This window comes from Rossellomorea sp. SC111 (assembly GCF_024733565.1).
Taxonomy (GTDB): domain Bacteria; phylum Bacillota; class Bacilli; order Bacillales; family Bacillaceae_B; genus Rossellomorea.
In genome coordinates this window covers 152,905-173,158 of record NZ_JANIOC010000006.1, presented here as the reverse complement: position 1 = coordinate 173,158, position 20,254 = coordinate 152,905, and the positions used below count along the sequence as shown (strand labels likewise).

18 protein-coding genes are annotated in these 20,254 nt (G+C 42.7%); all 18 read right to left on the bottom strand.

Features of this window, described 5'->3' with window-relative positions; all coding sequences use genetic code 11:
* Nucleotides 1-43 precede the first annotated feature (43 nt).
* Nucleotides 44-1,093, bottom strand: coding sequence for an aspartate-semialdehyde dehydrogenase (gene asd / locus NQ095_RS09855; protein ID WP_258263386.1), 1,050 nt, complete (start codon nucleotides 1,091-1,093; stop codon nucleotides 44-46).
* A gap of 199 nt (nucleotides 1,094-1,292) precedes the next feature.
* Nucleotides 1,293-1,886 carry a dipicolinate synthase subunit B gene (gene dpaB / locus NQ095_RS09850; protein ID WP_258263294.1) on the bottom strand — a complete coding sequence of 198 codons (594 nt, stop codon included), beginning with the start codon at nucleotides 1,884-1,886 and terminating at the stop codon, nucleotides 1,293-1,295.
* The gene (dpaA, locus tag NQ095_RS09845) at nucleotides 1,883-2,785 is read right to left on the bottom strand and encodes a dipicolinic acid synthetase subunit A (RefSeq protein WP_258263293.1); all 903 of its coding nucleotides are present in this window, start codon (nucleotides 2,783-2,785) and stop codon (nucleotides 1,883-1,885) included. The genes dpaB and dpaA overlap by 4 nt, the downstream gene beginning before the upstream one ends.
* Nucleotides 2,786-2,957: 172 nt before the next feature.
* Nucleotides 2,958-3,191: a YlmC/YmxH family sporulation protein gene (locus NQ095_RS09840; protein WP_060669651.1), complete on the bottom strand. Its 234-nt coding sequence runs from the start codon at nucleotides 3,189-3,191 to the stop codon at nucleotides 2,958-2,960.
* Nucleotides 3,192-3,310: 119 nt separating this feature from the next.
* On the bottom strand, nucleotides 3,311-4,552 hold the full coding sequence (locus tag NQ095_RS09835) for a M16 family metallopeptidase (protein WP_258263292.1): 1,242 nt from the start codon (nucleotides 4,550-4,552) through the stop codon (nucleotides 3,311-3,313).
* A gap of 28 nt (nucleotides 4,553-4,580) precedes the next feature.
* The gene (locus NQ095_RS09830) at nucleotides 4,581-5,615 is read right to left on the bottom strand and encodes a polysaccharide deacetylase family protein (protein ID WP_258263291.1); all 1,035 of its coding nucleotides are present in this window, start codon (nucleotides 5,613-5,615) and stop codon (nucleotides 4,581-4,583) included.
* 113 nt (nucleotides 5,616-5,728) lie between these two features.
* Nucleotides 5,729-7,852 (bottom strand): polyribonucleotide nucleotidyltransferase, encoded by a 2,124-nt coding sequence (gene pnp, locus NQ095_RS09825; RefSeq protein ID WP_258263290.1) that lies wholly within the window; start codon nucleotides 7,850-7,852, stop codon nucleotides 5,729-5,731.
* A gap of 344 nt (nucleotides 7,853-8,196) precedes the next feature.
* Complete coding sequence (gene rpsO, locus NQ095_RS09820; RefSeq protein WP_034760125.1) at nucleotides 8,197-8,466, bottom strand: 30S ribosomal protein S15; 270 nt, start codon at nucleotides 8,464-8,466, stop codon at nucleotides 8,197-8,199.
* A 135-nt stretch (nucleotides 8,467-8,601) separates the two neighbouring features.
* Nucleotides 8,602-9,552: a bifunctional riboflavin kinase/FAD synthetase gene (gene ribF / locus NQ095_RS09815; RefSeq protein WP_258263289.1), complete on the bottom strand. Its 951-nt coding sequence runs from the start codon at nucleotides 9,550-9,552 to the stop codon at nucleotides 8,602-8,604.
* An 18-nt stretch (nucleotides 9,553-9,570) separates the two neighbouring features.
* Nucleotides 9,571-10,476, bottom strand: a complete 906-nt coding sequence (gene truB, locus NQ095_RS09810; RefSeq protein WP_258263288.1) for a tRNA pseudouridine(55) synthase TruB — start codon at nucleotides 10,474-10,476, stop codon at nucleotides 9,571-9,573.
* A gap of 100 nt (nucleotides 10,477-10,576) precedes the next feature.
* Entirely contained in the window at nucleotides 10,577-10,945 is a 369-nt protein-coding gene (rbfA, locus tag NQ095_RS09805; RefSeq protein ID WP_258263287.1) for a 30S ribosome-binding factor RbfA, read from the bottom strand.
* A 53-nt stretch (nucleotides 10,946-10,998) separates the two neighbouring features.
* Nucleotides 10,999-11,277: a DUF503 domain-containing protein gene (locus NQ095_RS09800; RefSeq protein ID WP_258263286.1), complete on the bottom strand. Its 279-nt coding sequence runs from the start codon at nucleotides 11,275-11,277 to the stop codon at nucleotides 10,999-11,001.
* Complete coding sequence (gene infB / locus NQ095_RS09795) at nucleotides 11,274-13,451, bottom strand: translation initiation factor IF-2 (RefSeq protein ID WP_258263285.1); 2,178 nt, start codon at nucleotides 13,449-13,451, stop codon at nucleotides 11,274-11,276. Before infB ends, NQ095_RS09800 begins: the two co-directional genes overlap by 4 nt.
* A gap of 20 nt (nucleotides 13,452-13,471) precedes the next feature.
* A complete protein-coding gene (locus NQ095_RS09790; protein WP_258263284.1) occupies nucleotides 13,472-13,774 on the bottom strand; it encodes a YlxQ family RNA-binding protein in 303 nt (100 codons plus the stop codon).
* Nucleotides 13,775-13,784: 10 nt separating this feature from the next.
* Nucleotides 13,785-14,054: an RNase P modulator RnpM gene (gene rnpM, locus NQ095_RS09785; RefSeq protein WP_034760146.1), complete on the bottom strand. Its 270-nt coding sequence runs from the start codon at nucleotides 14,052-14,054 to the stop codon at nucleotides 13,785-13,787.
* A 12-nt stretch (nucleotides 14,055-14,066) separates the two neighbouring features.
* On the bottom strand, nucleotides 14,067-15,200 hold the full coding sequence (nusA, locus tag NQ095_RS09780) for a transcription termination factor NusA (RefSeq protein WP_258263283.1): 1,134 nt from the start codon (nucleotides 15,198-15,200) through the stop codon (nucleotides 14,067-14,069).
* Between the two features lie 35 nt (nucleotides 15,201-15,235).
* Nucleotides 15,236-15,706: a ribosome maturation factor RimP gene (gene rimP, locus NQ095_RS09775; RefSeq protein ID WP_258263282.1), complete on the bottom strand. Its 471-nt coding sequence runs from the start codon at nucleotides 15,704-15,706 to the stop codon at nucleotides 15,236-15,238.
* Nucleotides 15,707-15,894: 188 nt separating this feature from the next.
* Nucleotides 15,895-20,214, bottom strand: a complete 4,320-nt coding sequence (locus NQ095_RS09770) for a PolC-type DNA polymerase III (RefSeq protein WP_258263281.1) — start codon at nucleotides 20,212-20,214, stop codon at nucleotides 15,895-15,897.
* Between the last annotated feature and the right edge of the window lie 40 nt (nucleotides 20,215-20,254).

Here is a 20,254-nt window from a genome sequence, read left to right as displayed (position 1 = left end):
TAGTGGAATTATGCAAATTAATAGCTGAGATGATCCCTCTCCATTACTTAATTAGCCCAAGCTTCATTAAACTTTCTGCGATTTGAACAGAATTCCAGGCTGCACCCTTCAGTAAGTTGTCAGACACAACCCACATATGGAAACCTCTGTCTTCATCAAGATCTTTACGGACGCGACCTACAAATACATCCGGCTTACCTACGGCATATGCAGGCATTGGATAGATTTGATCTTCAGGTACGTCTTCAAGGGTTACCCCGGGTGCATCTTGAAGAATGGCGTGGATATCTTTCACCGAAACAGAATCCTTCTCAATTTCAATATATACACTTTCGGAGTGACCTGTTACAACCGGTAATCTGACACATGTCGCTGATACCTTCAGAGAAGGCATATGCATGATCTTTTTCGTTTCATTGATCATTTTCATTTCTTCGAATGTAAAGCCATTGTCCTGAAATGTATCAATTTGAGGAATGGCATTATAAGCAATCTGATAATGTTTTTTGTCGCCTTTTACAGGTAGCACACCGGGTTCAAAAGATTCACCGGATAAAATGGCCTGTGATTGGGCGTGGAGTTCATCGATTGCAACGGCACCGGCACCTGAAACGGCTTGATAAGTGGATACGATTACTTTCTTCAGGCCAAACTGCTTGCGGATCGGTTCGAGTGCTGCAACCATTTGTATCGTCGAACAATTGGGATTGGCAATGATTCCGTTGTGAAGCTTGATATCCTCTTCGTTCACTTCAGGGACGACAAGTGGAACATCCGGATCCATCCGATATGCACTCGTATTGTCGACTACGACTGCCCCGCGTTTTACGGCTTCAGGAGCAAGAAGTTTGGATACACTTCCACCTGCACTAAATAAAGCGATGTCAACCCCTGCGAAACTTTCAGGCTTCGCTTCTTCAACCGTCCATTCTTTCCCTCTAAATATGACAGTTGAACCCGCAGAACGTGCTGATGATAGTAAAGTCAGTTGTTTTATTGGAAAATCCCTTTTTTCTAATGTTTGAAGCATTTGTTGTCCTACGGCACCGGTGGCACCCACAACCGCTACATGAAATCCCGTTGTATTCAAAATCTTCTCTCCTTCCAACCATTCAATATTTTCATAGTAAAATAGGTAAGTTAATTTAGTCTATTACTATAATAAAGAATATTTTAACATAAACAATTATTCGACAATAGGATTTTTTATTGATGATCCCAGGTTCGTCTATCTTTACATGCATGAAAAGAAGGTCATCTGAATTTCCCGGGGGGATGACCTTCTTCTTGTATTAATCTAAATATCTTTCGATGACAACGGGTTGAAGCTGATGCCCTTCCATCGCAGCTTCGACCGTCTCTTGAATCAATGTCATCCTGGCAACCATCGACTTTGGTTTACTATCAGGTGCATCCTGCCCAAACGGAATAAAATAAATATCTTTCGTGGAAATTAATCTCATCAGATTTATACCATTTAACCCGAGGGCATCATTTGTTGAAATTCCGAGTACTACAGGGCGGTGGTTACGCAGTGTTGCTTTGGCGGCCATTAATACAGGAGAATCGGTCATTGCATTGGCAAACTTACTCATTGAATTACCGGTAAGGGGGGCAATCACCATGCAATCCAGTGGAATCTTTGGACCAAGGGGTTCTGCCTTGACGATTGAATCGATCACTTTATGTCCGGTTACATCTTCGATTCGTTTAATCCAATCTTCTCCTTTTCCGAATCTTGTTTCCGTATTCATAACGGTGGATGTCACAATCGGCATGACTTCCGCTCCGTTATTCACTAATCTCTCGATTTCCGGGAACACTGCATCATACGTACAATGGGATCCTGTGAGACCAAACCCGATACGTTTACCTTGCACACTCATGATGAACTCTCCTTTCCTGAATCAAAATCTTCCTCTAATAATTGACAAAGAACATTCGCCAGGATCTGCCCTGCCGTTTTCGGTGCTACGATTCCCGGGAGCCCCGGTGCTAACAATGCTTTAATCCCGCGTTTTTCTGCATAACGAAAATCTGTACCGCCAGGCTTTGAAGCCAAATCGATAATTAATGTATGGGCAGGCATTTTGGCTATAACGCCGGCCTTCACTATGTGCACTGGAATTGTATTAATACAAATATCACAATTCTCAACCTCTTTTTCTAAATTATCCAAGTGGAATGGCATTAACCCCATTTCGGTCACCCGTGCCAAATGCTCACTTTTGCGCACTCCGACCTTCACCCTTCCGCCTAAATGATGAAACGTCCTTGCCACACTCATACCCACTCTGCCCAGACCCAATATTACGATGTCAGATCCGTGGATCGTAAAGTCTGTATGTTGAATAGCCATCATAATCGTTCCCTCTACTGTAGGGATGGAATTATAAATGGCAACGTCGTCTCTTTCAAACAACTGAACAAGTTTGCGTTTCGTTGAAGACATAATTTGATCCAAGTACGCATTACTAATTCCTGAATAGATCGTACAGTGCTCTGGCGTTTCAGATACAATTTCTTCCGTTAACATGATTTTCTCATTTGAAAATATCGTATCTATTTCTCCTTGTAGATTCGTGCCGGGTACTGGTAAGATTATGGCATCCATCACTGAAAAGTCCACTTCACCCAGTTTTTCCTTCGTAGCCCCTGTAAAGGCATGATCTAGTTGTTCAAAACCTACGAGTGATATTTTGGCATCCAACTCCGTAAGCTTTCGAATAATCTCAAGTTGTCGAGCATCTCCGCCTAGAACTGCGATCTGCATTCCGGTCAGCATCACTGATTTCACCTACTTTTTACATAATCGCTATTCTAAATCCCTTTTCACTTCAACAGTGTATGTAGCACATACCTGATGGGTGAGAAGAAAAGCAAGTAAGGACGGTTTAGAAAAGCAGGCAAAATAAAAAACGGGTCAGGACCCGTTTTCATGTTGATGTAGGATTCAATTAGTCATCCGAGACTTCCAAAATGATCATATCTGCCCCGATTGTCCTGATCTGATGCCAGGGAACCCGTATTTCTCCCCCCTGCTTCCTCAGCCATTTCCCGGTGGGGATGATCAGCGCATTAATGCTGCCTGACTTATCATTAAATTCAAGATCTGTCTGGCCAAGAATGCCCAGCCGTTCCGCTTTTTTATAATCAACGATTTCTTTCCCGCTTAATTCACTTAACCTCATGATCGTGTCCTCCTAAAAAATAGCTATGTAGTACAATGTATACACTGTCCACATTTTTTAGAAGAAGAACTTACCGTTCCATAAAAAAAAGCAGACCTCCTTTGGTCTGCTTTTTTCGGTCATTTTTTCATATTTTGAGGCAGGTTCCCATCCGGGCTGATGAGTGATGAAGCGTAGTCATCTGTGAAGATATCCAAAGCCAGGCGATTGACTTTATCCATGGTCACTCCATCGATTTCTTCGACGATTTCATCCAGGGTCCGGTGCCGTTTCAGCAGTAATTCATTCTTTCCGTTCCTGCTCATACGGCTATTGGTACTTTCTAAACTCAGCATAAGGTTACCTTTTAATTGCTCTTTGCTGTTTTGCAGTTCTTTAGAGGTAATCCCCTCTCCTTTTAGAGCTTCTAGTGTACTGTCGATGGTATCAAATAATTGATCTAATTGATTGGCCCCTGTTCCCCCATAAATGGTCACCATGCCGCTGTCTTCGTATGCGGAGTGATAGGAGAACACAGAATAGGCAAGGCCTCTCTGTTCACGAACCTCCTGGAACAGACGGGAAGACATACTGCCACCCAATACATTATTCAACACAATCAAGTTGTAAATGTCAGGATGACCGATCTCGAGACCATCGAAACCTAAGCATAAATGAGCCTGTTCCGTATCCTTCTTACGGGCAAGCTTATTGTAATGAAACGAAGGCTTGATTCTCTCTTCCGGCCCTTTTCCGCCTTCATATGAACCGAATAACTTTTCTACCTCTTTTATGAATGACTCATCTACATTACCTGCAACGGACACCACTACCTGATCCGGTGTGTACATGTCATGCATATATTCCTTTAATTTAGACTGATTGAAAGTATTCAGTGTGTTCTCCGTTCCAAGGATCGGATATCCCAGGGGATGCTCTTCATAAACTGCCTTACTTAGTAGATCATGTACGATATCATCAGGAGTATCTTCATACATTTTTATTTCCTCATACACCACATTTTTTTCTTTATTCAATTCCTCTTCTACATATGTGGAATTGAAAAACATATCTGAGAGTGTATGTAATGCATAATCTGCATGATTGTCCAATACTTTTGCATAATAGCACGTGTATTCCTTTGAAGTAAATGCATTTACCTGACCGCCTATGCTGTCAAAGGACTCGGCTATTTCACGTGCAGTCTTGGTCTTTGTGCCTTTAAAAAACATGTGCTCAAGAAAATGGGAGATCCCATTATTCTGTTCGGTTTCATTGCGTGAGCCGGTTCCAATCCAAACCCCTATTGCTACGGAGCGAACGTGTGGAATTTCTTCCAGGACGATTCGCAATCCATTTTGACATGTATATTTCTTAATCAAGAAAGTTCCTCCTATTCATGATGCGAAGTTACTGCTTCTTCTTACTATCTCCTTGTTGTGTTGAATTATCTGCCTCTTCCACGATTCTCTCTTCTTTCACTAAACTTGAAATCGTACCTAGCCTTAAATTTTTTTCTTTTATTTGAAGAATCAGCGTGTTCAATGAATTGGCTGTTGAAGCTGTGGGATGCATGAGTACAATCGCTCCTTTGTGCATCTTACCCATTACACGTTCAATTAGCACATTGGGTTGTGGTTTTTGCCAGTCAATGGTATCAACACTCCACATGATCGTCCTCATTTGCATTTCATCTGCAATTTTTACGACTTCATCCCTGTAGCTGCCGCTTGGCGGAGCAAACCACTTTACTTTTTCACCCGTGGTCACTTCAATCATTTCATTTGTTTTCTTCAATTCTTCTCTTACCTTGGCGGCTTCAAGCAATTTCATATCAGGATGGGAATATGAATGGTTCCCCACCTCATGCCCTGCATCCACGATCATCTTCGCCAAGTCCGGGTTATTCTTCACCCATCTACCCTCTAGAAAGAACGTAGCATATACCTGATGCTTTTTCAAAGTTGCAAGCATATCAGGGATGTATTCATTTCCCCACGCTACATTGATAATAAAGGACACCATGGGCTTATCAGGATTCCCACGATAGACAGGCGAGGCAGGTAAATCAGGTAAATGTTTTTCAGGAGGGATCTGTTTGTAAACCAGCTTGTCTTCATCAAACGATTTTTCTTTCTTCATATTTTGCAAGGACGCCTCTACATCTACTTTCAATCCATTATACCCAGGTGTAGCTTTCCAAACGGTATCTATCACAGCATCCTGAGCCGGTCTCTCCCTTGTTTTGGCTTCCTCTTTTATCCTACGGGTAAGATCGTTTGTGTTGTTTATCCCATTCACTGCTACTGCCCCTTGTTTTAACCCGGTCACATACTGATCTGATAGAGGGTTCTCCACTACTACTAAAGTCAGAATAGCAATTAGACTTATTCCAATCAAGTATTTTTTTCCCATCCCTGTCCACCTTCCTTCTCCTACAAACATATGTAGGAAAAGAACAGGGTAGAACATGCGGCATTAAGCTCATCCAACAGATAAAAAAAGCTGTCCCGGAGGAGAGTTTGCTCCCTACAGGACAGCCTGCCAATCTTAAAAGATTAACCCTGGTTTTGTTCTTCCTTTTCGCGCTGTTCCTTAAGAACTGCTTTTCTTGACAAGTTGACTCTTCCTTGATTATCGATGTCCAGAACCTTCACAAGGATCTCGTCACCGATCGCCACTACATCTTCCACCTTGCGGATACGTTCTTCTGCAAGTTCTGAAATATGGACAAGTCCATCTTTTCCGCTGAAGATTTCTACAAATGCACCGAATTTCTCAATTCGTTTCACTTTTCCAAGATACATTTGTCCAGCTTCAACTTCTCTTACGATATCTTCAATCGTTTTCTTAGCTACTTTATTCATCTCTTCATCAGTAGATGAGATGAAGATCGTTCCGTCCTGCTCAATATCAATCTTAACGCCTGTTTCGTCAATGATCTTATTGATCTGCTTACCACTTGGTCCAATGACATCGCGGATTTTATCAGGATTAATATGCATGGTCAGGATTTTCGGAGCATATTGGGACAGGCTCGTTCTTGCTTCACCGATTGTTGCTAACATGCTATCAAGAATCTGCATTCTTCCCTTTTTAGCTTGTTGAAGTGCTTCTTCAAGAATTTCACGGGATAATCCATCAATTTTGATATCCATTTGAAGAGCGGTTACACCTTTAGAAGTTCCGGCTACTTTAAAGTCCATGTCACCAAGGTGATCTTCCATCCCTTGAATATCTGTCAGGATGGAATAGTTTTCACCTGACTTGATCAGACCCATTGCAATCCCGGCTACAGGCGCTTTAATCGGAACACCTGCATCCATCATCGCAAGGGTACTTGCACAAATACTTGCTTGGGAAGTTGAACCGTTTGATTCGAGTACTTCCGACACAAGTCGGATTGTATAAGGGAAATCTTTTTCGTTTGGAATAATTGGATCCAGAGCCTTCTCACCCAATGCCCCGTGCCCGATTTCACGACGACCCGGTCCTCTGATCGGTCCTGTGGACCCAACACTGAATTGAGGGAAATTATAGTGATGCATGAATCGTTTTGATTCTTCGATTCCCAGGCCATCAAGCACCTGAACATCTCCTAAAGCACCCAGTGTACAAATACTCAGTGCCTGGGTTTGTCCACGTGTGAACAGTCCAGAACCATGAGTTCTTGGCAATAAACCGACCTCTGAAGACAGTGGACGGATTTCGTCAACTTTACGGCCATCAGGGCGTACTTTATCTTCTGTGATCAGTCGGCGAACTTCATTTTTCACAAGCATATCCAATACTTTTTTCACTTGTTTCAAGGTAGCTTCATCGGCTTCCTTCTCTTCTTCATAAACGGTCATCACTTTATCTTTAACAGTTCCAATTGCTTCTTCACGTGCATGTTTTTCCTGAACTTGAATGGCAGGAATTAATTCACTTTCACATATGGAACGAACCTCTGCTTCAACGTCTTTATCCAATTCAACAAGTTGAATAGCAGATTTTTCTTTACCCACTTTAGCGACGATTTCTTCCTGGAAAGCTACCAGACGCTTAATTTCTTCATGACCGAACATGATCGCTTCAAGCATTGTCTCTTCCGGAACCTCATCTGCTCCTGCTTCTACCATATTAATGGCATCTTTCGTACCAGCTACAGATAAATGAATCTCACTCTTCTCCAATTGCTCGACAGAAGGGTTGATGATGAATTTCCCATCAACTAGACCAACAATGACTCCTGCAATCGGACCTTCGAACGGAATATCTGAAACGGATAGCGCTAATGAAGATCCAAACATAGCAGCCATTTCGGATGAACAATTTTGATCTACACTCATCACAATGCTGATTACTTGTACTTCATTACGGAATCCATCTGCGAACAATGGACGGATGGGACGATCTATTAAGCGGCTCGCAAGGATGGCTTTCTCACTCGGGCGCCCCTCACGTTTAATGAATCCTCCAGGGATTTTACCCACTGCATATAATCTCTCTTCATAATTAACGGTTAATGGGAAGAAATCCAAAGGTTTTGGCTCTTTCGAAGCTGTAGCACTGCTAAGTACCGCAGTATCTCCATAACGTACCATTACCGCTCCATTCGCTTGTTTGGCAAATTGGCCAACTTCGACCGTTAATTCTCTTCCGGCCCATTCGATGGAAAAGGTTTGTTTAGTTTGTTCCATAAAGTGTACCCCTCTCTTTATATATCACTAAAAGGTTCGGCCTGTACCCAACCCGGATAAACATAAAAAATAATCTATATCATGCACATATGCGCTGTTATATTCGTTTGATTTGAATCCCTGCTGACTATGTAAATACAGGATGTTGTATCACTGCGGATGCTTGACACATTAACGATGGTCTGCCACCCACTCAGTATACATATTATGTATTTTAGACAAAAACGAGAAAAATGAATACGTTAAATGATGAAAATGTATAAAAAGAAGTGGTGGATCATACAAAGATTTCCACTTATGAAAGCTAAAGAAAAAGCGGGACATAATCCCGCTTCCTTTGTCTTTTATCGACGTAAACCTAATTTGTTAATTAACTCACGGTAGCGTTGTACATCTTTCTTACGTAGGTAAGATAATAGATTACGACGGTGACCTACCATTTTAAGAAGACCGCGACGAGAGTGGTGATCTTTCTTGTGAACGCGTAAGTGATCGTTCAGGTTGTTAATTTCTTCAGTTAGGACAGCAATTTGAACTTCTGGAGATCCAGTATCGTTCTCATGTACTTTGTATTCACTGATAAGTTCGTTTTTACGCTCTTTAGTGATAGCCATCCTTTTCACCTCCTAATAATTTCTTTCAAATCCCCTGTTACTGAGCAGCCGTTGGTGAATCGTGATGCCAAGCAAAGGTTCATTTCATACGATATTTAGAATACTACTCTTTTAAATAAAAATCAAGTGTAATCCTCAATTTTTCGCAAAGTAGTCTATCGCCAGGTCCTTATCTTTCTGAATTTGGGAGATTAGCTCCTCTATCCCGGAAAATTTCTGTTCGTCCCTGATTCTATCATACCATTCAATGAATACTTCTTCTCCATAAATGGAAGTGTGGAAATCAAAAAGATGAACTTCAATCGACAAAGAATAGTCGTCCGGATTTTTAAAGGTTGGCTTGTACCCGATATTGCACACACCATCAAACCATTTATCATGTATTTTCATCCTTACAGCATAAACACCCACCTTAGGGGTCAGGTAATCATCGGAAAGTTCGATATTCGCCGTAGGGAACCCGATTTTCCTCCCTCTTTTATCTCCGTGTATGACCGTTCCCTTCATTTTGAATGGTCTGCCAAGAAGCTTTTTCACCCTGGATACGTCGCCTTCTTTAAGGTTCTCCCTTATTAAGGAAGAACTCACTTTCAAATCCAGATCGGCATCAGTCAGCTTTGAGATGGTCGTGGAGGCAAACATATCGCGGGAATGGAAGGGCAGGGTTTCCATCGTCCCCTTCCCCAGCCTGCCATATGAGTAATCATATCCCGCTACAACATGCCTTACGTTAAGGCCGATAATATATTGATCGACGAAATCCTGCGGAGTCAGATTTGCAAATTCTGACGTAAACCGGACAATGAATAAATAATCCACACCGAGTTCCTTTATGATTTCTTTCTTATCTTCCAAAGGTGTTATGTAGTGAATATGCTTGTGTTTATGACCTAATACAACGGAAGGATGAGGATCAAATGTCATCACCGCGCTGCAAACGTCCTGTTCCTTCGCTTTATCCACTGCTGCCCTTATCACCCTTTGATGGCCTATATGAACGCCATCGAAGTAACCCAGAGCGAGTACCAGGGGTGGAAATTCATTATTACTAATTGAATGGGGATGATGTACAGTTATTACTTTCACAGTATTTCACCTTTTTCACTAGTCGTTGAAAAGCACTTTGACAGGCTTGATGATCCCAGGCTTGTCAGGATGCCTCTGATAAATGGCAATGGCCTTTCCTTTATGCTCCATCACTACGGACCCGTCCTGCCAGTCCTCAGGCTCTTCAAGGCGTGCTCCGTTCTTCACTTTCTCTGCTAATGTATCACTAATTGTCATTTTCGGCAAATGAGAAAGCCCCAATTCCAGTGGAAGAAGAAGGTTTTGTGGATCTTCATTTTGAACAAACTCTTGTATCTGTTCTAACGTGAAACAATCTTCCTTTCTAAAACCGGCTGATTGCGTACGTGTAAGAGCTGACATATGAGCCGGATACCCCAGGCCATTCCCGATTTCAACGGCGAGCGTCCTTACATAAGTCCCTTTCCCACAAACAACTTCAAAGGTGAATGAAGGGTGATCGCCTGCTAACTCATTCCACTCCTCCAATAATTCCAGTCTATGGATATGTACAGTCCTTGAAGGTCTATCGATTTCTATGCCCTGTCTCGCGTATTCATATAACCGCTTTCCGTTTACTTTAACAGCAGAGAACATAGGCGGCGTCTGGATGATGTCACCAGTCAGACCCTGAAGGATCTCCTCGACCTCCGTTCTCGTTATAGTCCGGTCCACCTTTTTTTCCTCAACCTTCTCCCCCCACTTGTCTTCTGTTGTGGTGGAATATCCGATCGTGACTTCTCCTTCATAGCTCTTTCCGGATGCTGTTATATACTCTGCTATCTTGGTAGCTCGTCCGATGCAAATCGGCAGGACACCTGATACTTCAGGGTCAAGGGTACCGGTATGACCGACTTTCTTTGTTCTGAGGAGTTTTCTCAACTTAAAGACACAATCATGTGACGTCATTCCCCTGGGCTTCCATAAGGGCAGGATGCCATTCATCTATATTACCTCCAATATGTATTGTATTTGTTCCCTACAAGTAAAACATAAAGGGCTGATCCTCTGGAATTATACTTCCGTCCGGATCAGCCCTTTCATATTACTCTTCTGTATCTTTAGACTCTTCTGGTTCATCTTGAACTTTTCTTAATAAAGATTCAATATGATTACCATAATCAATCGACTCATCAAACTCAAAAATAATTTCAGGTGTTTTACGCAGGCGGATTCTCTGTCCCACTTCAGAACGGATGAAACCTTTTGCCTTGGCAAGACCTTTAAGAGTGTTTTCTCTTTGGTCTTCCCCACCCAGAACGGTAATATACACTTTTGCCTGTTGTAAGTCCCCGGATACTTGTACATCTGTAACCGTTACAAAGCCAATACGTGGATTCTTTATTTTTCGTCCGATAATATCGCTGAGCTCTTTCTTCATTTGCTCGCTAACACGATTCGCACGATGGCTCATCAATATCACCTCTTATATGTCGTTAATGGTTATACGTTGATATAAGGCGCTCCTTATAGTGACTCGATTTGGGTTTCCAGTCGTTCCCACTCAGGAAAAGAATCCATGAATTTCAATGCATGTTCAATCTCTCTTTCACTAGCTCCTTTGGAAGAAGCGACAGTGACGATGGCAATCCTTGTACGCTGCCACACATCCTGATATCCGATTTCAGAAACCGATACATTGAATTTTTGTTTAAGACGTGACATGATCCTTTGCAGGACAGCCCGCTTATCTTTTAATGAGTGAGAGTCATAAATCATGCACTCACATTCAACATATGTGATCATTTACGTGTAATTTCCTCCATGATGAAGGCTTCGATGACGTCGCCTTCCTTCACATCATTGAAGTTCTTGATCGTAATACCACATTCGTAACCTTTGGCTACGTCTTTAGCGTCATCCTTAAACCGCTTAAGGGCATCGAGTTCACCTTCGAAGATAACGATTCCGTCGCGGATGAGACGTACTCCACTATTACGTGAAATCTTACCTTCTGTTACATAGCTTCCCGCAATCGTACCAACTTTAGACACTTTAAATGTTTGACGTACTTCCGCCTGACCAATGATCTTTTCTTCAAACTCTGGGTCAAGCATCCCTTGCATTGCCGCTTCAATCTCTTCCATTACCTTATAGATGATGCGGTGTAATCTAATTTCTACGCCTTCTGCTTCAGCAGTACGCTTGGCATTGACATCAGGTCGCACATTAAAGCCGATCACAATGGCATTCGAAGCAGACGCCAGTGTAATATCAGATTCATTAATCGCCCCTACACCAGTATGGATGATCTTGATATTGACACCTTCTACTTCAATCTTCATTAACGAAGCAGCCAGTGCTTCAACCGATCCTTGAACATCCGCTTTAAGCACAAGATTCAGGTCCTTCATTTCTCCCTGTTTCATTTGCTCGAACAGGTTCTCAAGACTAACCTTGGACTTTTCTCCACGTTGGGCTTGAAGCGCTTGGGATGCACGCGCTTCACCAACGGAACGCGCTGTTTTCTCATCTTCGAATACGACGAAGCGATCCCCTGCCTGTGGAACATCATTCAATCCTGTGATTTCAACAGGAGCAGAAGGGCCGGCTTCTTTCACACGGCGACCAAGGTCATTGACCATAGCACGGACACGCCCGAAAGTATTACCTACTACTATTGGATCCCCTACTTTTAACGTTCCGTTTTGGACAAGTAAAGTGGCAACGGAGCCGCGGCCTTTATCCAATTGAGCTTCAATGACTGTTCCTTGTGCAAGACGATGTGGATTCGCTTTAAGCTCTTCCACTTCACTTACAAGAACGATCATTTCAAGTAAATTGTCGATTCCTTCACCGGATAATGCAGATAATGGAACGAAGATTGTGTCTCCACCCCATGCTTCAGGAACCAATTCATACTCTGTCAGCTCCTGCATTACACGATCTGGGTTGGCAGCTTCTTTATCCATTTTATTTACAGCAATGATGATCGGTACTTCTGCTGCTTTTGCATGATTGATTGCTTCAACCGTTTGAGGCATAACACCGTCATCGGCAGCTACTACAATGATAGCAATGTCCGTTACTTTGGCACCACGTGCACGCATAGTCGTGAAGGCAGCATGTCCCGGAGTATCAAGGAACGTGATCTTCTTGCCGTCCACTTCCACTTGATAAGCACCGATATGCTGTGTGATCCCGCCAGCTTCCCCTGCTGTCACTTTCGTGTTACGGATGGAGTCAAGAAGCGTTGTTTTACCGTGATCGACGTGACCCATGATGGTTACGACAGATGGACGTTCTTCGCTTTGCTCTTTTGTATCTTCGGTGAAATATACTTCAAGATCGGTCGCGTCCACTTTGATTTCTTCTTCCACCTCGACACCGTATTCACCTGCAATCAATTCAATCGAATCTTTATCCAGTTCCTGATTGATGGTTGCCATGACACCAAGCATGAATAGTTTTTTTATGATTTCAGATGGTTCTTTATGAAGCTTTTTAGCAAGTTCTGAAACCGTCAGTGATTCTGAAAATGTGATCTTTGATGGTAGCTCTTTTTTCTTGGCAGGTGTTTGCTGCTGAGGAGCCTGCTTGAAATTTTTGTTCTGCTTATTTTGTTTGTTGTTTCTGTTTTTATTGTTGTTGTTATTATTATTATTGAAGACCTTCTTCTCCTTTGATTGGTTCTGTTGATCGTGTTTTTTTCCTTCACGATTTTTCGGTGCTGTCTTAACCTTTTCCTTGTTTGGAGCTTCGTTTGACTTGGATGCACTTGATTTGGATTCTTTCGCGGCTTTATTTCCTTCCCCTTTTGAATCACCTTTGTACATCGCATCCAATTTTGTTACTGCGTCATCTTCTATAGTTGCCATATGGTTTGATACCTCAATATTCAGTTGCTTTAATTTTTCGATCACATCTTTACTTGAAACATTGTATTTCTTTGCATATTCATATACACGCATCTTGCTCATATGTTCACCCCCACTGAGATTCAATCGAGCAGTTCGGATAATTTTTTGGCAAAGCCGGCATCCATTACGGCGACGACTACCCTTGCCTCTTTTCCAATGGCCTGACCTAAGTCATGCCTGTTTTCCACTAAGCGAACCGGGACATTATAGGATTTACATTTGTCCGTGATTTTCTTGTTTGTATTAGCAGAAGCATCTTGGGAAAGAATGACAAGTTTCGCTCGTCCACTACGAACTTCTTTAATAACAAGCTCTTCACCTGAAATAATCTTACGTGCCCGATTTGCCAATCCTAAAAGTGACATCCAACGATTCTGATTCATACGCTAAACGTTACTCCTTCTCTACAAGGCTAATCAATTCATCGTAAAGAGATTCATCTATTTTCGCTTGTAATTGATTGGCTAAAGTATTTTTCTTTTTGGCTAATAAAATGACGTCTTTATCTTTCGAGAGATAGGCTCCACGTCCTGATTTCTTACCAGTAGGATCGATGGAAACCTCCCCTTCTTTAGACCTGACAATACGTATCATTTCTTTTTTTGGCTTCATTTCACCCGTTGCCACGCATTTGCGCAGCGGAATCTTCTTGTTTACACCCATCTTGCCCACCTCTTAATCTTGATTTTCGAAATCAATATTTAAAGGCTCGTTGTCATACTCGTCCTCTTCATCCTGAGGCAAAAAGGCTTCTTGCCGAGGATATAATCCTAATTCGCGTGCATCTGTTTCGCTCTTGATATCAATCTTCCAGTTTGTCAATTTAGCTGCAAGACGAGCGTTTTGACCACGTTTACCGATTGCGAGTGATAGTTGATAGTCAGGTACCACGACTCTGGTTGCTTTATCTTCTTCGTTCACCTGTACATCCAGTACTTTAGAAGGACTCAAAGCATTGGCGACGAAAGTCACGGGATCTTCAGACCACTGGACGATATCGATCTTCTCACCTTTCAGTTCGTTCACGATCGCCTGTACACGGGCACCTTTAGTTCCCACACATGCACCTACGGGATCTACTTCAGAGTTTTCTGCGTGAACCGAAATTTTAGAACGGTCACCGGCTTCGCGCGCAACGGATTTGATTTCTACCGTTCCGTCAAAGATTTCAGGAACCTCGATTTCAAACAGTCGCTTTAAAAGGCCCGGGTGTGTTCGTGAAACAAAGATTTGAGGACCTTTTGTCGTCTTTTCCACCTTCGTGATGAACACCTTGATCCGGTCATGAGGTTTGTATGTTTCGTTAGGCATTTGCTCGCTCACCGGTAAGAGGGCTTCAATCTTCCCTAAAGCCACATAGATGAAGCGATTGTCCTGACGTTGAACGATACCTGTCATGATATCTTCTTCCCGGTCCACAAATTCGGAATAGATAATTCCTCTCTCTGCTTCCCTCACTCGCTGGGTCACAACCTGTTTAGCCGTTTGAGCAGCAATGCGCCCGAAATCTTTAGGAGTAACTTCAAGTTCAACAACGTCTCCCACTTCGTAGCTTGGGTTGATTTCTCCAGCGTCTTCAACCGAGATCTCAAGACGGGAATCGAACACTTCATCCACGACTTCCTTACGGGCGAAGACTCTCATCGTACCTGTATCAAGGTTAAGGTCTACACGGACATTTTGTGCCTGGTTGAAATTTCGTTTGTAAGCTGACACAAGTGCCGCTTCGATGGCTTCAATGATGACATCTCTGGCAATGCCTTTTTCTTTCTCTAAAACAGTAAGAGCATCTAATAACTGAGTGCTCATGGTGGTTTCATCCCCCTTTATAGTGCGGTTAGTTCCTATGAAAATGTAACAGCCAATCGTGCAATGGCTATCTTATCTGTTGGAATTTCAACCTTCTTTTTTCGAGTCTTAATGGTTACTTCTAATGATAATTGGTCTGAAGTATAGGAAAGAAGTGTTCCTTCAAATGCTTTTTCGCCGTTGAATGGCTCATATGTTTTCACATAAACATTTTTGCCGATGGCTTTTTCGAAGTCCTTGTCTTTCTTTAAAGGACGTTCAGCACCCGGTGAAGAAACTTCTAAAAAGTAATTATGAGGAATTGGGTCAATTTCATCTAACTTTTCACTAAGTCTTTCACTTACTATTCCGCATTCTTCAATGTCAACACCGGCATCCTTGTCGATGAATATGCGAAGAAACCAATTGGATCCTTCTTTAACATATTCCATATCAATGAGTTCCAAAGACATGTCATCTAAGATTGGTGTAACAATTTCTTCTACTAGTGTTGTTATTTTGCTCATACTTACCTCCTGGTCTATATGAAAATCGTGCACCAAGACTAGAAATGATAGTTCAAAAAAATCTCCATGTAATAACGAAAGAGTGGGGTGCGACCCCACTCTTCTACCTTTAGAGCTATCTTTAGTATTTCCAATAAAAATATACCATAATCAACATGTTTATGCAAACAATTCCCATGGTATCAGTCTTAGAACAGAGATAATTGGTTCTTATCCGGCAAAGCTTCCAGGCATCCGTGATTATCCAGATACTCGATAATGGTCTTGGACACGCGGCCCCTTTGCTGCAGATCTTCTTTAGATAGAAATTCCCCATCCTGCCTTGCTTTCACAATATTGATGGCAGCATTGGTTCCAAGTCCGGGTATGGAGTTGAACGGCGGGATCAAAGTATCTCCATCGATCACAAATTCAGCAGCCGCTGAACGGTACAGATCAACTTTCTGGAACTTATAGCCTCTTTCGCACATTTCAAGTGCCAACTCCAGAACCGTTAGCGTATTCTTTTCTTTCGGTGATGCATCCAGGCCTTTACTATTGATTTCCTCGATCTTGGCTCTTACAGCCTGTGATCCTCTTACCATCGCTTCGATATCGAAATCTTCCGCCCGAACGGTGAAATAAGCGGCATAGTAAAGTAGTGCATGGTGCACCTTAAAGTACGCAATACGAACAGCCATTAATACATATGCGGCAGCATGGGCTTTCGGGAACATATACTTGATCTTCAGGCAGGAATCGATATACCAATCCGGCACCCCGTTCTTCTTCATTTCTTCTACCCATTCTTCCTGAAGGCCTTTTCCTTTACGGACAAATTCCATGATCTTAAAGGCAAGTGAAGGTTCGAGTCCCTGATAGATCAGGTATACCATAATATCATCACGACACCCGATCACTTCGCTCAGATTACAGATATTGTTATGAATAAGCTCTTGTGCATTCCCGAGCCATACGTCGGTACCGTGTGAAAGCCCTGAAATTTGGACCAGCTCGGAGAACGTTGTCGGCTTAGTATCTTCAAGCATCTGACGGACGAATCTCGTACCGAATTCAGGGATCCCTAGTGTCCCGGTCTTACACATGATTTGATCTTCTGTTACACCCAGGGATTCTGTACCGCTGAAGATTTTCATCACTTCAGGGTCATCGGTAGGAATCGTCTTGGGATCGATCCCGGATAAATCTTGAAGCATACGGATGACAGTCGGGTCATCGTGTCCCAGGATATCCAGTTTCAAGAGATTATCATGTATGGAATGGAAATCAAAATGCGTCGTTTTCCATTCCGAGTTTGAATCGTCAGCGGGAAATTGGATAGGTGAGAAATCAAAGATATCCATATAATCAGGTACAACGATGATTCCTCCAGGATGCTGCCCGGTTGTTCTCTTGACACCGGTGCACCCACTTACCAAACGGTCAATTTCCGCTCCACGGATCTGAAGCTGGTGATCATTCGCGTATCCTTTTACATACCCGTAGGCGGTCTTTTCCGCCACTGTCCCGATCGTACCTGCCCGATATACATTGTCTTCCCCGAAAAGAACTTTTGTGTAGTTATGAGCGTTCGGCTGATATTCACCCGAGAAGTTCAGATCGATATCAGGAACTTTGTCTCCTTTGAACCCCAGGAAGGTTTCAAATGGTATATCGTGTCCGTCTTTCTTATAAGGGACACCGCAATCCGGGCAGTCCTTATTAGGCAGGTCGAAACCTGATCCGACTGATCCATCATCAAAGAACTCAGATTTCTTGCAGGACGGACAGACGTAATGAGGAGGGAGTGGATTCACTTCCGTGATCTCCGTCATTGTCGCTACGAAAGAAGAACCGACCGATCCCCGTGAACCAACCAGATAACCATCGTCCAACGATTTCTTAACCAACTTATGAGAGATTAAATAGATGACCGCGAAACCGTGTCCGATGATACTCTTTAACTCTTTTTCAATTCTGGCTTCGACAATTTCCGGAAGCACTTCGCCATATATGCTTTTCGCCATGGCATAACTCATCCGGCGCATTTCCTCGTCGGCACCTTCGATTTTCGGTGTATAGAGATCGTCCCTGATCGGCTTTATGACGTCTACCATATCGGCAATCTTATTCGAATTATCCACTACTATCTCTTTAGCCGTTTCTTTACCCAGGAAAGAGAAAGCATCCAGCATTTCATTCGTTGTTCTAAAATGAACATCGGGAAGCTCATGACGGTTCAACGGATTGGCCCCACCTTGGGACCCCACAAGGATTTTACGATAAATTTTATCCGTTTCATTTAAATAATGAACGTTCCCGGTCGCCACAACAGGCTTATCCAATTCCCTTCCCATCTCAACGATATTTTGGATGATATCTTCCAGGTTCTTCTGACTTTGTACGAGATCTAATTCAATCAAATGCTGGTACACTTCTTTAGGGTGAACTTCCAGATAATCGTAGAAATGGGCCTTTTCCTCGACCTCTTCTTTTCCTTTCTGCATCATCCCTTCGAATACTTCTCCTTTGTCACAACCTGAACCTACCAGGATACCCGCACGGTACTTTTGCAGCTGGGAGCGGGGAATCCTTGGTACCCGGAAGAAATAATTCATGTGAGAAATGGAAACGAGCTTATAAAGGTTTTTCAGCCCTTCTTCCGTCTGGGCAATCAACGTACAATGATATGGCCTTGAACGTTTATACGCATCGCCTTTCCCCATATAATCATTGAATTGATTATGGTTCGTGATCCCTTTTTCGACTGCGTCTTTCAACATTTTCAAAAGGAGATACCCAGTTGTTTCTGCATCATAGATCGCTCGGTGATGCTGGGTCAATTCGATATCGAATTTCTTCGCCAGTGTATTCAGACGGTGATTCTTAAATTGAGGATAAAGGAGTCTTGCAAGCTCCAATGTATCTATGACGGGATTGGAAGCTTTTTCGATACCGGCTTTTTGATACCCTGCATTCAAAAATCCCATATCAAACGATGCATTATGTGCGACCAGGATGTCATCCCCGACCCACTTATGATATCTGAGAAGGACATCATTTATCTCTGGAGCAGTCTGTACCATGTCATCCGTAATGCCCGTCAACTCAATCGTCGTGGCAGATAACGGATGATGAGGGTTCGCAAATGACTCGAATTTATCAATGACCTCTCCATCTTTTATTTTAACCGCGGCGAGTTCAATGATGGTGTCGTAAACTGCGGAAAGACCGGTCGTTTCGACGTCAAATACAATATAGGTGCTGTCTTCGAGGGGAAGATCGCGATCATTATAGGCTATCGGGACCCCATCATCCACAAGATTGGCCTCTACACCATATAAAAGTTTAATATCATTTTTCTTACTTGCGTTATATGCTTCCGGGAAGGATTGTGCAACAGCATGATCTGTTATCGCAACCGCTTTATGACCCCATTTTTTTGCTTGGGCCACAAGGCTTGCAACGGAAGAGACGGCATCCATTTGGCTCATTGGAGTATGCATGTGCAGCTCTACTCTTTTTTCATCTGCCGGGGCAGTATCGAGTCTAAGGACCGGCTTGATTTCATTCACATCATTGGCAATCATGACAAGGTCTCGTACAAATGTGTCGTTTTGTATGCTTCCACGGCAGCGCACCCACATACCTTTCTTCATGTTGTTCATGACCGCTGCGTCCTCTTTATCCCTGGAGAACATTTTGACCAAAATCGAGCTTGAGTAATCGGTCACCTTAAATGTAAGCAAGGTGCGTCCGCTTCTGAGTTCTCTTGTCTCACAATCGAACACATAACCTTCAATGGCGATACGACGCTCTTCGTCATAAATTTCTTCGATTCTTCGGAAGTCAGCATCGTCTTTGATCGTAAGGCCAAGCATGAATGGACCACTCGGTGCATCGCTTGGACCCTCTTTTTCTGCTTTTTCCATCTCGATTAGTGCCTGTTTTGCTCTTTCTTGATCCTCTTTAAGCTTTTCTTCCAGAAATTTCTCATATTCATTGCTTTGTTCCTCTACTTGACTTACCTCTGCATCCAGAACAAATTTAGGAAAACCGAAATTTTCAAAAGTGGAGGTGATCATATCTCCGTATTTTCTTTTTAGCTGTGTTGCTTCTGTATCATTTGAAGCCTGCACAATGATTTTGTTTCCATTGATTTTCGGCTTTTGGGTATTTAATAATTTTAATAAGGGAGGTGATATCCCTTGAATTTCCTTTACACAATCCTGCCAGTAATCCAAAATATGCTGATCCGTTACATTGGGATTCAACACCTTGATCGTATAGCCTACATTGGCAATATGTTTAAAGGATGTCTGCAGTGCAATCGAAAATTTGCTCCAAACGTTACAAGGGATGATTTCCTCAAACGTAAAGTAGAAATGCCATTTCTTTTCCTTGCGGTACACTGCCAATTTCTCAATTTCAGCATGTCTGAAGTACTGAACAAAGGCATCCTCTGTTAAGCCTAACTGCTGCAGCAACAATTGAAACCTTTCCCTTTTGCCCAGGGGCTTTTCTCCCATATTCCTTTCCCCCATTTCCACTCTTGAATCATTTTGTTTA

Coding starts and splice junctions, on each gene's coding strand:
- NQ095_RS09840 (WP_060669651.1), bottom strand. CDS start 3,191: ATGAGGTTAAGTGAATTAAGCGGGAAAGAAATCGTTGATTATAAAAAA.
- rimP (WP_258263282.1), bottom strand. CDS start 15,706: ATGAGCAAAATAACAACACTAGTAGAAGAAATTGTTACACCAATCTTA.
- dpaB (WP_258263294.1), bottom strand. CDS start 1,886: ATGAGTGTGCAAGGTAAACGTATCGGGTTTGGTCTCACAGGATCCCAT.
- nusA (WP_258263283.1), bottom strand. CDS start 15,200: ATGAGCACTCAGTTATTAGATGCTCTTACTGTTTTAGAGAAAGAAAAA.
- rpsO (WP_034760125.1), bottom strand. CDS start 8,466: ATGGCTATCACTAAAGAGCGTAAAAACGAACTTATCAGTGAATACAAA.
- pnp (WP_258263290.1), bottom strand. CDS start 7,852: ATGGAACAAACTAAACAAACCTTTTCCATCGAATGGGCCGGAAGAGAA.
- NQ095_RS09770 (WP_258263281.1), bottom strand. CDS start 20,214: ATGGGAGAAAAGCCCCTGGGCAAAAGGGAAAGGTTTCAATTGTTGCTG.
- NQ095_RS09830 (WP_258263291.1), bottom strand. CDS start 5,615: ATGTTTGTAGGAGAAGGAAGGTGGACAGGGATGGGAAAAAAATACTTG.
- infB (WP_258263285.1), bottom strand. CDS start 13,451: ATGAGCAAGATGCGTGTATATGAATATGCAAAGAAATACAATGTTTCA.
- NQ095_RS09790 (WP_258263284.1), bottom strand. CDS start 13,774: ATGAATCAGAATCGTTGGATGTCACTTTTAGGATTGGCAAATCGGGCA.
- rbfA (WP_258263287.1), bottom strand. CDS start 10,945: ATGAGCCATCGTGCGAATCGTGTTAGCGAGCAAATGAAGAAAGAGCTC.
- truB (WP_258263288.1), bottom strand. CDS start 10,476: ATGAATGGCATCCTGCCCTTATGGAAGCCCAGGGGAATGACGTCACAT.
- NQ095_RS09800 (WP_258263286.1), bottom strand. CDS start 11,277: ATGATCACATATGTTGAATGTGAGTGCATGATTTATGACTCTCACTCA.
- dpaA (WP_258263293.1), bottom strand. CDS start 2,785: ATGCTGACCGGAATGCAGATCGCAGTTCTAGGCGGAGATGCTCGACAA.
- rnpM (WP_034760146.1), bottom strand. CDS start 14,054: ATGGGTGTAAACAAGAAGATTCCGCTGCGCAAATGCGTGGCAACGGGT.